This is a genomic window from Butyrivibrio sp. FC2001, from assembly GCF_000424125.1.
In the GTDB taxonomy this organism is placed as follows: Bacteria; Bacillota; Clostridia; order Lachnospirales; family Lachnospiraceae; genus Butyrivibrio.
In genome coordinates this window covers 110,567-124,124 of record NZ_KE384136.1, presented here as the reverse complement: position 1 = coordinate 124,124, position 13,558 = coordinate 110,567, and the positions used below count along the sequence as shown (strand labels likewise).

The 13,558-nt window shown below is 43.3% G+C and carries 12 protein-coding genes, 2 tRNA genes and 1 pseudogene; 12 read left to right on the top strand and 3 right to left on the bottom strand.

The genetic code is table 11. The features are described 5' to 3' along the window. Positions 1-243, top strand: a pseudogene (locus G601_RS27395) (group II intron reverse transcriptase/maturase); the annotation flags it as partial. 137 nt (positions 244-380) lie between these two features. On the opposite strand, the gene G601_RS24540 reads toward G601_RS27395, so the two are convergent. Both G601_RS24540 and G601_RS0121280 read right to left on the bottom strand, forming a co-directional pair. Beyond that, the gene (locus G601_RS24540) at positions 381-674 is read right to left on the bottom strand and encodes a hypothetical protein (protein WP_196808941.1); all 294 of its coding nucleotides are present in this window, start codon (positions 672-674) and stop codon (positions 381-383) included. Between the two features lie 90 nt (positions 675-764). Beyond that, a complete protein-coding gene (locus tag G601_RS0121280) occupies positions 765-1,235 on the bottom strand; it encodes a DUF2752 domain-containing protein (RefSeq protein WP_026666539.1) in 471 nt (156 codons plus the stop codon). Between the two features lie 148 nt (positions 1,236-1,383). Here G601_RS0121280 and G601_RS0121275 point away from each other — a divergent pair, with 148 nt between their 5' ends. The 11 genes from G601_RS0121275 (at position 1,384) to G601_RS0121220 (ending at position 11,435) form a co-directional block, all read left to right on the top strand. Continuing rightward, on the top strand, positions 1,384-2,667 hold the full coding sequence (locus G601_RS0121275) for an alpha-amylase family glycosyl hydrolase (RefSeq protein ID WP_026666538.1): 1,284 nt from the start codon (positions 1,384-1,386) through the stop codon (positions 2,665-2,667). Positions 2,668-2,792: 125 nt separating this feature from the next. Then, positions 2,793-2,866, top strand: a tRNA-Pro gene (locus G601_RS0121270). Positions 2,867-2,888: 22 nt separating this feature from the next. Beyond that, a tRNA-Gly gene (locus G601_RS0121265) sits at positions 2,889-2,959 on the top strand. A gap of 266 nt (positions 2,960-3,225) precedes the next feature. Next, entirely contained in the window at positions 3,226-4,515 is a 1,290-nt protein-coding gene (locus G601_RS25575) for a sensor histidine kinase (RefSeq protein WP_051206147.1), read from the top strand. 19 nt (positions 4,516-4,534) lie between these two features. Continuing rightward, positions 4,535-5,347: a LytR/AlgR family response regulator transcription factor gene (locus G601_RS0121255; RefSeq protein WP_026666537.1), complete on the top strand. Its 813-nt coding sequence runs from the start codon at positions 4,535-4,537 to the stop codon at positions 5,345-5,347. 355 nt (positions 5,348-5,702) lie between these two features. After that, entirely contained in the window at positions 5,703-6,680 is a 978-nt protein-coding gene (locus tag G601_RS24525) for a transporter substrate-binding domain-containing protein (RefSeq protein WP_051206146.1), read from the top strand. Between the two features lie 118 nt (positions 6,681-6,798). After that, the gene (locus G601_RS0121240) at positions 6,799-7,587 is read left to right on the top strand and encodes an amino acid ABC transporter permease (RefSeq protein WP_026666536.1); all 789 of its coding nucleotides are present in this window, start codon (positions 6,799-6,801) and stop codon (positions 7,585-7,587) included. Further along, positions 7,571-8,347 (top strand): amino acid ABC transporter ATP-binding protein, encoded by a 777-nt coding sequence (locus G601_RS0121235; protein ID WP_026666535.1) that lies wholly within the window; start codon positions 7,571-7,573, stop codon positions 8,345-8,347. The genes G601_RS0121240 and G601_RS0121235 overlap by 17 nt, the downstream gene beginning before the upstream one ends. Positions 8,348-8,448: 101 nt before the next feature. Then, positions 8,449-9,933 (top strand): M20 family metallopeptidase, encoded by a 1,485-nt coding sequence (locus G601_RS0121230; protein WP_026666534.1) that lies wholly within the window; start codon positions 8,449-8,451, stop codon positions 9,931-9,933. Positions 9,934-9,959: 26 nt separating this feature from the next. After that, a complete protein-coding gene (locus tag G601_RS25570; protein WP_051200684.1) occupies positions 9,960-10,553 on the top strand; it encodes a hypothetical protein in 594 nt (197 codons plus the stop codon). Between the two features lie 15 nt (positions 10,554-10,568). Beyond that, positions 10,569-11,435, top strand: coding sequence for a tetratricopeptide repeat protein (locus tag G601_RS0121220; RefSeq protein WP_026666533.1), 867 nt, complete (start codon positions 10,569-10,571; stop codon positions 11,433-11,435). 20 nt (positions 11,436-11,455) lie between these two features. Here the strand turns inward: G601_RS0121220 and G601_RS0121215 are convergent, their stop codons facing one another. Beyond that, on the bottom strand, positions 11,456-13,204 hold the full coding sequence (locus G601_RS0121215; protein WP_026666532.1) for a sensor domain-containing diguanylate cyclase: 1,749 nt from the start codon (positions 13,202-13,204) through the stop codon (positions 11,456-11,458). Between the last annotated feature and the right edge of the window lie 354 nt (positions 13,205-13,558).

Below are 13,558 nucleotides of genomic sequence, written 5' to 3'. Positions count from 1 at the left end.
ATCAGGTATCGACTTCGCATGTGCATTTGGAAACACTGGAAAACTCCACAGAACAGAGCGAAGAACTTGGTAAAGCTAGGAATACCCAAATGGGCGGCATATAGAACCGCCTATAACGGAAAAGCGATTGCAAGCGTATGCTCAAAGACAGATGTGCAGAGAGCAATAAGCCCGAAAAGGCTTAAGCAATTTGGACTTATCTCAATGTTAGATTACTACACCGAGAGGTGTGTCACTTGTTAAGTTGATTGAACCGCCGTGTACGGAACCGTACGCACGGTGGTGTGAGAGGTCGAAAATGTCTCTATAATGAGACATTTTCTCCTACTCGATTTTCATAAAAACACCCGGTATTCAGTGAATACCGGGTGAAATATTTTTTACATTGTTGTCTGCTGTACAGTGCTGAGAATAGCAGCGCCCATAACAACATACATGATTGTTGTCAGCACAGCGATGATAAGGATCCAGATCAGCTGAGCCTTAGCCCAATTGGACTTTGATTTTGGTGTGCCGCTGCTGAATGCCCAAACAAACAGCATTACTAATCCAATACAGGGAATGCATGTGATTAAGAAAGTGATAAGCCAATCCCCAATGCTAATTGGCTGCTCGCCTGCCGGTCCGCTGTATGTAGGCTGCCCGGTCGGCGTATAGTTGTTGTTCTCGTCCATTTACTTTTTCCTCCTCATAAAGAAAAACTAAATAATTGTTTGCTGGTTACTTTTTTATTATAGGGTACTTTCTATATGCTTGTAAACTAATTAACGGAAAAGCGATGTCATTAGTCTGTCATACTCTGGATGAATAAAGGAAAAAAGATTTTGATGAGTGTAATTCATCGGTGCGCTGCCCGGGAAGACATGTGTGAGTCTCCAGACATAGATTACTATTGTTACGATGCAGACTGCCAGTAGCGGATATTCAAGTGATTTAAGGGTGATGTTTTTGATGTATCGCTTCCAAAACGCTGCGACTGCGATTGCAATCCACAGCGGATATGACGGATTATACTGCATTGCTCTTATGGGATGAAAAGTGATAAAGCTAAGAAACGCCCTTGTAAGACCGCAACCTGGACATGGAAAACCGCAAAGGAGAACCACCGGACAAAAGTGATGAAATATCAGCGCTATCCCTGCCCACGCCAGGAAAATGACAAGTAAAAGCGCAGCGTTTTTCTTAAGGTCAAAGACTATTCTGTTTAATATTTCCCTAAGATTGATTCGTATCAATTGTATGCTCCCGTTTATATGAAAAATCTGTATTTTTAAATGAATAATAATGCTACAATTTGTTTGTCAGGCACATGCTTTAACTAATGAATATTATAGCAAAAGTGATGACATTTGGTGACGATGGTGCAAAATGGAGGATGAGACTATGGCAGATAATACACTCAAGAGCTTGAGAAATCAGATGATGTACCAGATTTTTGTGCGCAATTACAGTAGCGAGGGGACCTTTGCGAAGGTCGAAGAGGATCTGGACAGGATCAAAGCCCTCGGCACAGACATCGTGTATCTGATGCCTATTCATCCCGTTGGAGCAAAGAACCGCAAGGGAAGCCTTGGTTCGCCCTATGCAATTAGCGATTACCGCGCGGTGAACTCTGAGTTTGGTACTCTGGAGGACTTCAGGAGCCTTGTGAATTCTATCCATGAAAAGGGCATGAAATGCATCATCGATGTGGTTTACAACCATACTTCACCGGACTCTGTTTTGGCAAAAGAGCATCCTGAGTGGTTTTACCATAAGGAGGATGGTTCCTTTGGAAACCGTGTCGGTGACTGGAGCGACATTATCGATCTTGATTATTCTAATGAAGATTTGTGGGATTATCAGATAGAGACCCTTAAATACTGGGCAGAAATAGTGGACGGTTTCCGCTGTGATGTGGCGCCTATGGTGCCTGTGGCTTTCTGGGAGAGAGCACGAAAAGAGGTTACGGAGGTTTGTCCTGATTGCATCTGGCTTGCAGAATCAATTGAGTATGAGTTCCTTACACATTTAAGAGGACGCGGAATAACTGCGCACAGTGACGGCGAGATTTTCGGGGCTTTTGATATCAGCTACGATTATGATATATATCCTTACTTATCAGGGTATTTATGCGGGAAAAATCCCATCTCGAAATATGTTGAGGGCCTGAATCGGCAGGAGGTAATTTATCCGGATAACTATGTGAAAATGCATTTTCTTGAAAATCATGATCAGACCAGGGCGCATTTCCTTATTCCTGATGAAAAGGAGCTTAGAAATTTCACTGCATTTTTATTCTTCCAGAAGGGAGTATCCTTTATTTATGCAGGGCAGGAGTTTGGAGCTTCACACCTGCCGAGCCTTTTTGATAAGGATACGATATCTTTGAAGCCTGAAAATGGAATAGATATGTCTGTATTTATAAGTGATCTTTCTAAGATAAAGAAGAATGAGATATTTGCAGAGGGCATTTTTGAGTGTGCTTCGTGTGAAAATGATACTGTTGTTGCAACTTTTTCTAAGGAAGAAAAGAAGGCAGTTGGAGTTTTTGCATTGCAGGGAGCTACATCTAATGTAAGAGTACCTCTCGACGATGGTATGTATAAGAACCTTGTGGATGGCAGAGAAATAGAGGTTTTCCGCGGTGGAGTACAGTGCTATGGTGAACCAATTATTATCATTTAAACGTGCAAAAAATAACTATAAAAAATTTTGCAATTTTTTTTGAAAATAGTGTTGACATCCTGACTCGCGGTGATATAATTGTACTTGCGTTGCGGGTCAGGTAATGAAACACAAACGCTTCCAAACGGGGTGTGGCTTAGCTTGGTAGAGCGCCTGGTTTGGGACCAGGAGGTCGCAGGTTCGAATCCTGTCACCCCGATCGACAGCTTAATATAATACATGCGGGTGTAGTTCAATGGTAGAACACCAGCCTTCCAAGCTGGATACGTGGGTTCGATTCCCATCACCCGCTTAACAAAAAGACCTAGGTTTTTAACCTAGGTCTTTTTGTTAAGCAGGCGAGATCACGAACCCAGGGTTCGTATCTCGCCTCCGCGTCTACACTCCGTTCCGGTCGTTGCTGAGCAGAGGTCCCCCGGACCTCTAGCAACGGTCGGCTCGCAAACTTGCGGTCCCCCGGACCGCGCTCGCCCCATCACCCGCTTAACTCCCAATAACTCTAAAATACTGAGATAGTTGTATAATATAAACAGATTTTTTTAGAAGGCAGGTCAAATCATGGATCACAGTATGGATTATGTAAATATAGGAATATCCGCATTCATGTTAGCTATAATGGATATTAAGCTTTTCGGGGATATTCACATGCGAAAGGCGACCAACAGAGAGCGTATGCAGTTTACGAAGATGTTGTTCGCTGATTCGGTCATGCTTGCAGCGGTTTTGGCGGCTAAGATTTTTGTGTGCGTGATTAAGGACGAGACACTTCTGACGCTCCTTCTTAGAGTTGCATATTCCATGTATTTCGTAGGATTTTACATTCTCCTGGGTTTTTATTCATTGTATGTCACGTATTATATTTCCAGAATGAGCGGTAAAAGTCTGGAGATCCGAGGCTTTGTAATGCCCCTTATTGTGATTTATTCAGTCTTTTGGGTAATATCTCTGTTTAAGGGAGTTGTAGTTAACTATGACGGACAGACCTTTGAAAAGGGTGCGCTTTACTTTATAGGACAGGTGGGTGGTTATTCCATCATGCTTTTGTCGGTGGTGTACATGATCGTGTATCGGCAGTACCTGAAAACTGATAGCGTCATGATTCTTTTGTCCATCGTATTCTTCCCGCTTATCGGTGTGTTTATCAGATCCTTCGTTCCGGAGCTTGAGGTCTTGCCCTACAGCTTCTGTTTGTCACTGATTTTCATGGACAATACGTTCCAATACGAGCAGGAGAGGCTTATTTTGGAGCAGGAGGATAAGATTTCGAGAGACAGGATCAAGATTCTGTTTAGTCAGATCAAGCCGCACTTTCTGTACAACGTTTTGAACTCGATATACGTTCTTTGTGAAAAGGACCCCGAAGAGGCTCAGGAAGCCATTGGACGCTTTTCAGATTATCTTAGGGGTAATCTTGGCAGTATTGAGCTTGCTGACTGCATACCGCTCCGCAAGGAGATGGAGCACGTGTCCAATTACCTCAGTCTTGAAAAAATGAGGTTCAGGGATAAGCTTACTATTGAGTATGATATAAAGGATGATTTTTTTGCACTTCCCGCGCTTTCCGTGCAGCTTCTTGCTGAGAATGCCGTAAAGCATGGTATTCATAAGAAGGAAAATGGCGGAACGATTCATATTGAAAGCTTTTCCGAAGAAGATTATTATTATGTTGTTGTCGAGGACGACGGTGTAGGCTTTGACCTCAGTGATATTGAGCAGGGAGGCGGCCTTCACATCGGTCTTGATAATCTGAAGGAGAGGCTTCTTACCATGTGCAACGGGCTTCTCATTATTGAAAGTACCAAGGGCGTCGGAACAAAGGCGACCATTAAGATTCCTAAAAACGAATAATGAAAAGGTATGGATTTCAATGAATATTATTGCTGTAGATGATGAAGAACTGGCGCTTGAGGGATGCATAAGTGCCATAAAAAAGGCGCAGCCTTCAGCCAGAGTAGAGGGCTTTACCAGTGGTGAAAAGGCATTGGAGAAAGTGGACCAGATTAAACCGCAGGTTGCATTTCTTGATGTCGAGATGAGAACCGAGAACGGAATAAATATCGCCAAGAAGCTTCAGGAAAAAAATCCCAGAATAAATATTATCTTTGTAACCGGATATTCTGATTATATGAAGGAAGCCTTCGGACTTTATGCAAGTGGATATATAATGAAGCCTGTTACGGCAGCCAAGGTGAAATCCGAGTTTGAGCACTTGAGATTCCCTGAGGAGAGCGTGGCTCCGGTTCAGTCCCACAAGCTTCGCGTGCATACTTTTGGCGAATTCGAGGTATTCACTGAAAACGGAGTGCCGCTGGATTTTGTATACACTAAGACCAGAGAGCTTTTGGCAGTGCTTATAGATGCTAACGGCGCCATGAGGACCTTTAACCAGATCATGGAAAAAATCTGGCAGGATGAGGATGACGCCGGAAGTCACAGATCTTATATGAGAAATCTTTTTGCCGATATGGCAAGAATATTTGCTGAGCTGGGCTGTTCTGAAGCACTCATCAGAAGACGTGGAGAAGCCGGTATTAACAAGGAATATTTTGACTGCGATTACTTTGATTTCCTGGACGGGAAAAGGGATGATACAGGCTTTACCGGTGAATATATGAACCAGTACAGCTGGGCAGAGCCAACTTTAGGAAAACTTTTTCAACTTTCTGACGGAATGTGGTGAAAATAGTTCACGAAAACGTTTGAGATTGGCTTAAATACTGGATTTGAACCTTGTGACACTTTTGTGACACTAAATATGAGACAATAAAGTCCCAAATGATTTCCTCTATTATATAGTTCCCTCTATAATAATTAAGGATGAGAGAGGCGCTTGCATTCTGCAGGCGCCTTTTTCATTTCCCACGTTCCAATGTGCTCAGACAGCCGCGAGAAAAATAAATAATATTTTTTCTTGATTTTTTTTATTATATGGGGTTGATAAAATACATCAAGTGTATTATTATGTATAAAACCGAAACGAAAATGTATATTTATGCATGATGTTTTGCATATATGAATATTTAAGGAGGCATATTATGAAGAAGAAACTTATCGCAGCTATTTTAACCGGAGTTATGACATTTAGTATGACAGCTTGTGGCGGTTCATCAGCAAGCACAGCAACAGAAGCTGAGAGCACTGAGGCTACAGCAGCAGAGAGCACAGAGGAGAGCGCTGATGCTACAGAGGCAGAGAGCACAGAAGAGAGTGCTGACGCAGCAGAGACAGAGAGCACAGAGGAGAGCACTGATGCAGCAGCTTCAGCTGAGATTTCAACTGTAACACCTGGTAAGCTTACAGTTGCTACTTCTCCTGACTTTGCTCCCTACGAGTTCTATTCAGTAGGAGAGGACGGAACACCTTCTCTTGCAGGCTTTGATATCGCACTTGCTCAGTACATCGCTGATGAGCTTGGACTTGAGCTTGAGGTTGTGCCTGTTGATTTCGATGGCGTTCTTATGGAGCTTCAGACAAAGGCAGTTGACCTTGGTGTTGCAGGTCTTTCACCCGATCCGAAGCGTGAGTCAATCATGGACTTCTCGGATATCTACTATGAAGGCGGTCAGTCCTTCGTATGCGTACAGGATAACAAGGATAAGTTCCAGAGCCTTGAGGATCTGAACAACCCTGATATCGAGGTTGGTGCTCAGACAGGTGCTATTCAGGTTGACCTTGCTCAGACCAACAGCCCTGATGCTGAGATCATTCAGCTCACAAAGGTTACAGACATCATCGCTGAGCTTCTTGCTGGTAAGCTTGATGGTGCTTACATCGAGACAGCAGTTGCTGAGAGCTATGCTAAGAACTATCCTGAGCTTTGCGTAGTACTTGAGGTTCCTTACGAGGGAGCTGAGGGTTCTGCTATCGGTATCAGCAAGGGTAACGATGCTCTTAAGGATGCTGTTAACGCAGCTATTACCAAGGCTAAGGAAGAAGGAAAAATGGACGAGTTTGTTGCTACTGCTAATGAGCAGGCAAGCGGAGAGATCATCGAGGGTCTTCTTGAGAACTGATGATTTTCTTCTGACTTAATATCAGAACAAATTCTGGACTCGGGAATGTAGTTATTTCCGAGTCCATTTCATGCTATAATGTAAAAAAATTACCAAAATTTTGGAGATAAGGAATAATATGGACAGCTTTATTCAAATTGAAAATTTTTCTAAGATCTCGCCTTATGCCAGCCTGTTCTGGCAGGGTATGGTTGTTACGGTAATGCTTTCACTTTTTACTGTTGCAATCGGTTTTATTCTTGCACTTCTTCTTTCAACAATGAGGATGTCAAGATTTTATCCGCTGGCTTTTCTTGGACTTGATAAGGAAGGCCATCAGCGCGAGAAGGGCATAGGCGTTGCATTAGGAAAATTTAATCCGCTGGATTTTCTTGCGACTGCGTATGTAGAGATACTGAGATCAACACCTGTAATCGTTCAGGTGGCAATCATCTACTACGGCGTATTTGGTGCGCTCATTGAGCTTCCCAGCTTTACATTTATGGGCTTCATCAAATTCGAGAGATTTTTCCCTGGCGTAGTTGCTCTTGGAATGAACTCAGGCGCTTATCTTTGTGAGATTATGCGTTCCGGTATCCAGTCAATCGATGGCGGACAGACTGAGGCTGCCAGATCTCTTGGCATGAACCAGTTCCAGAATCTGAGATATATTATTCTGCCCCAGGCTATTAAAAACATTCTCCCTGCAATAGCAAACGAGTTTGTTGTTATCATCAAGGAATCTGCTATCACTTACACAATCGGTGTGCAGGATATCATGTCAGCAGTAAATGCCGTAAGAGGAGCAACCTTCATCATTATCGAGCCGCTCCTTGTAGCGACAGCCATTTACTTCTGCCTGTGCTTCCCTACAAGTAAGGTGATCGCATATTTTGAAAGGAGGATGAGCCGTGGAGACAAGAGATAAGCTTATCCAGGTTACAGACCTTGAAAAACACTATAATTTTGGAAAAATAAAGGCACTTGACGGTGTGTCCATAGATATAGACAGGGGCGACGTAATGGTTGTTATAGGGCCTTCAGGAAGTGGAAAATCAACCTTCCTTCGTTCCTTAAATCTCCTTGAGGAGCCCACAGGCGGAGCAATCCTCTTTGATGATGTGGATATCACCAAGAAAAAATACAAGGATGAAAACGGCAAGTGGGTTAAGGTGGACATCGATCTTCACAGACAGAAGATGGGAATGGTATTCCAGCACTTTAATCTTTTCCCTCATAAGACAATTATGCAGAACATGATTCTTGCGCCTATGAAGGTTAAGAAGGTTTCCGAGGAAGAGGCAAAGAAAAAGGCCTTAGAGCTCCTTGACAGAGTAGGACTTAAGGACAGGGCTGATGCATATCCTATTCAGCTCTCCGGTGGTCAGAAGCAGCGTATCGCCATCGTTCGTGCGCTTATGATGGAGCCTGAGGTAATGCTCTTTGATGAGCCCACATCTGCGCTTGATCCTGAGATGGTTGGCGAAGTTCTTGACGTTATGAAGCAGCTTGCAAAGGAAGGAATGACAATGGTTGTTGTTACTCACGAGATGGGCTTTGCAAGAGAGGTTGGTAACCGCGTGCTTTTTATGGCAGATGGAAAACTCTTGGAGCACGGAACTCCTGAGGAGATCTTCGAACATCCCAAGCACCCCAGACTTCAGGAATTTTTGAGCAAGGTGCTGTAAACAATAAACGGTAAAAATACACGCTTTATAAGCTGACGGATGCTTGAATCATCTGTCAGCTTTTACTATACTTAATTGTTGCAAAAAGTGAGGTGCCTAAAATGAATGACGCCAAATTACAGGCAATTGAAAAAATTGAAACAAAGACTCAGCTTATAAATGACGTTGCTGATAAGATATGGGAGTATGCAGAGCTCTCTTTGCAGGAGTATAAGTCCTGTGACCTGTACTGTGAGGTCCTTGAAAAAGAAGGCTTTACAGTAGAGAAGGGAATCTGCAATATTGCCACGGCTTTTTCTGCGAGCTATGGACAGGGTAAGCCTGTGATAGGCATACTTGCTGAATATGATGCGCTCTCAGGCCTTTCACAAGAGGGAGGAGCGCTTACAGAGAAGCCTCTCATCCAGGGTGGAAGCGGCCATGGCTGCGGACACAATCTTCTGGGGGCAGGAGCTCTTGCAGCAGCTATCGGAATTAAGTATTACCTTGAGAATAATAACTGTCAGGGGACAGTCATTCTCTATGGTTGCCCCGGTGAAGAGGGCTGTGCATCAAAAGCGTTCATGGCCCGTGATGGTGAGTGGCAAAAGCTTGATGCTGCACTTACATGGCATCCAGAGGACTGCAACGAGGTTGTTACAGGATCATCTAATTCATGTATCCAGGTCAGCTACACCTTCAATGGAACAGCATCCCATGCAGCCGGTGCTCCTGAGATGGGAAGGAGCGCTCTTGATGCGGTAGAGCTTATGAATATAGGCGTGCAGTTTTTACGAGAGCACATGAGCAACAAGGCCCGCGTGCACTATGCCATAACCGATGCAGGTGGCGTGAGTCCCAACGTGGTTCAGCCCAAGGCACAGGTTCTCTACATGGTTCGTTCCAATCATGTTGCGGAGGCGGTAGAGCTTCAGAAGCGCGTTGATAAGATTGCGGAAGGTGCTGCGCTTATGACAGAGACTACTTTTGACAGGAAGTTCATTGATGGGCTGTCTGATACGGTGACCAACAGAGCTCTGGAAAAAGTGCTGTATAAAAACTTCGAAGAGCTGGGAGTTCCGATCTATTCTAAGGAGGAGCTTGAATACGCAGGGAAGCTGGCGATGACCTACGAGGGGCATGACAATGCACCCGGAACAGGATCTATGATGGATGCGGATTATGCAGACATGGCTATAAAGATGCAGGCTGAATATAAAAACAGCTGTACAAAAAATGGGATATCAGATTCTGATGCTGATTACGGAATGAATGGTTTTTTGCTTCCTCATTACATGGGGGAAGCCTTTAAGCCTTCATCAACTGACGTGGGGGACGTCAGCTGGAATTGCCCGACGGCACAGATTCATGTAGCGGCCTGGCCTAATGGATGCCCCGGACACAGCTGGCAGAATGTGGCATCTGCGAGAACTGATATCGGTCACAAGTCTGCTGTCCATGCAGGAAAAGTGATGTGTGCTGCAGCGATAGATTTATATGAGAATCCGGAAATTTTAAAGGAGGCAAAGGCAGAGTTTGAGAAGCGAACAGCTTCCGGCTATGTGTGCCCTATTCCGGAGGGTGCTGTTGCAGAAGCACTTTTATAAATAAATAAAAAATACGGAGGGAACGTATGAGAAAAGCGGAAAGATTTTTCCTTGTGGTTTGCATTTTAACGCTCATAGTTTTGGGGTATAAGTCATTTTTTGAAAAACCTAAGTTTGATCTTGGCAGTCATAACTATACTTTCAGAGCGGCAACCGAAGAGGAGGCAGAAACATTTGATTTTATGGGTGCACAGATCTGTCATGTGTACGACACCATGGACTATGAGCATGATCTTGCTATGGCCTATGGGCAGGTGAGGACTCTTTTCGGAGAGCCTGCATACACTACTAAGGACCTGGAAAATCTCTATGCGTATAACATCATCGCAACTGATAAGAATGGTAAGGAGATTTACATCTACATATACAGTGGCCCTACAGGTCCTGCAATAGGTGGTGATACAAACGATGCGGAGGCAGCAGCTGCAGCGAAGGAGCTTGTAAAGGTGATTCAGAATGCAGAGCCCACCGACTTTTCATGTGAGGCTTTCTATTTAGATGGACCGACCAAGCTGACAATTGCAGTGAAAAACGGCATACCGATGGTAACTGAAGTTCCCATAGGCGAAGATGAGTTTGAGGATGTTTTTAGCGAACTCTACGGCGATTACGAATTCTAATGGAGGGAACTGACAATGTTATTTAATAGAAAAAGCAATGCAGAGCTTACAGCAAAGCAGGTCGCAGATCGATTCATGATCCAGGGCGGCATTTATATTTTTGTAGTTATCATGTCTTCAATCGTTTTGATTTTGAATTCTGTTTTGACGCTGCTTACCGGCATAAATCATGCACGTAACAGAGTGATGATACTTGTAATGTTTTTGTATCTGATCCTTATGCTTATACATAGAAGGACTTTATATAGCAGATTTGTGAGTGTCATGCTGGTTTACTGTGACCTTCCCAAGTTCATGGAAGCCTTCATGCGTGTGGCACATAACAAACTGTTTGAGGAGGATATAAGATATATCCGTTCATTCTATTCAGTGGCATACATGTACAGTGCAGGTTTTAAGAGCGCTGAAAGTGTGCTTAAGGCTGAGATTGACCAGTCAAAGAAAAAGTGGATTAAGATTAATGCCAAAGCAAATCTTGCGGCACTTTATCTGATGAATGGACAAAAGGATGAGTTCTATAAGCTCTATAACGAGGTTATGATGGAGTATAATTTCGGAAAAGCTCCTAAGTATATGGAGAGAATGCGTACTGGACTTGAGGCAAGATGGAAAATTGCTGAAGGTGATTACGATGGAGCTGCAGAGATGATCAAAAAGTCTATCCAGCAGTCAGAGAGGGCAAGAAGCACCTTCAACTGCGTAACAAACTACATTCAGCTTGGTAATATTGAGCTTGCAAGGGGTAATGAGATGGAAGCTGCTGTGGCTTATGGCTATGCTATTCAGCATGCACCGCAGATGGCGTATGTACAGAAATATATTCCGAAGTACGAGGAATTAAAGAGTAAGTTCGCGCAGAATGCTCAGGCTGCCAACGCGTAAAACAAATCACTATTTATTCTTTAAATGAAATCGCAGCATACCTTATTTTTACCGCTGTTCTTTGCTTTATAGAGCAGAGCATCCACGCGGTTTATGGTATCAGAAAGGTTTTCGCCATTTTGATGCTTGGTGGTACCAATACTTATAGTAAAAGGAACTACGGAGGCAGATAGAATGCTAATCTGCTTCCTGATATTCTCTGCGAGCTCATATACCTGAGCATCGGGGTATCTGTGCAAAAGGATCATGAATTCTTCACCACCCCAGCGTCCGGCTTCAACTCCGGGAAGAGCGCAGATATGCTGGATAAGATATTCCGAAACAAGCTTTAATGCTTTATCACCCTCGCTGTGACCATACTGATCATTGATTTGTTTGAAGTTATCTATGTCAAACATGATCAGATGACATACGGGGGTACTTTTATCTTCATTTATCTCGTCTATCAGGCGATCCATAGCTCCGCGGTTAAGGAGGCGTGTCAACGCATCGTGAGACGCCTTGTAGAGCATATCGCCAAGCTGAGTATTCTTCTCCATCAGTTCTTCTGTTATGGTATTTATGAAAATAGCAAGGCGGGCAGCAAGGGGCATGCCCGATGCTTTTTCGCATTTTTCTATATTGAGTTCAAGCGGAGCTTTTGCTGCGCCTTCTCGCATGGCAATTGCGACAATAGACAGGTTGTGCAGAACAGTATTCCCCTTATAGCGCACAATTTCACCAAGAGCGCTAAAGCCGGTAATCTTCATATATTTTGATACTTCTGAGATTTCTATGTTTTCCTTGCCTCCCCAGAAAAGCTTACGCCCCATGCAATTGATAATGAGTACGACCTGAGGTGCAAAATCTCTGACAAGCAGCCCTGTTTGCTTTGTGTGCGCAATAATTCTTCTGGGATCGCCATAGGTCAGTCTTACATAGCTGCCCTGGGGGACGTTGGTGGACATAACAATAGAACCGTCGGGATTTACGGATTTTGCATGTCTGATATATTTGGTATTCTCATCCACCTGAACCTCAAACGGGAATTCAAGAGCATCATAGAAAAAATTGGAATCATTTTTAATCTGCAGATAATGGTCATATACATCGTATGCAGGCTTTTCATCTATTTCATATACCAAATCGCCGTCTGATCTTGTTACCTGCATGGGATAACCGATGGCCTTCCAGCCAAATATGCGATGCGGCTGGATATATAATTCAGGTCCCACATAAAATACAAAGACGGACCCTGTATTGCTGCATTCATGATTGTTTGCAAAAACGAACTGCTCGTGATCAGAAGTGCCTACTGCAACCCCACCAAAAAATACGATTTCTTCAGGAAGCTTATCGTAGATATTACCGGCAGCTTCAAGACGCTGATAGGAGCATGCGGTGAGAAGCTCAATGCCTTTAAGACCTGAGAGATTCCGCGCGTATTTAACAAACTCATAATCATCGTATTCCTCTGGGGCAGCGTAGGTTGAGAACACTTCCACATGAGTTGCGGGATCTTCGAAAATCATAAGTGTCACAACTATATCATCATCATTCATTTGACCTTCAAGTATCTCACCCGTTGCACTGCAGCCTATAATCGGAATATCAGGCGCTATACGAAGGATAGTATTACGGGCATCATTTACCAGTTCAATAATGTTCTCACGGTTATAAGGCGCATATATATGAAAAATGGCAGCATTATCCCTCTCAGGGATTTCTGCCGCCCATTCACGGATTGTTTCTTCAAATATAGACGAAAATGCTGTCTGTTTGAACTTCATGCCGGCTTCTCCTCTTACTGGTGTAAGCGATGATTGCATGTATCTACTTTATTTTACTATAAAAAGGATTGATGCTTTGGGTTTTTATGAAAATTTAATATTGGCATAATTTTGATAAGTAATATGTGTTTTGAGATAAAAGAGTAGATAAAGATATTAGTCATTTTTTGATTACTATTCACAGTTAAATAGATTTAGAAATGAAGCTCACTTTGTGGGCTTTTATTTTTGTATTAGGTATAATTAGAATGTCAAACAAAATCGGCAGTTTACGATCGGCGGTTTGCCAGGGAGTAATATAAGAGAAGAATCCTGTTGTATTTCCAATTATGGAATAAATCAACAGGCAAAAAT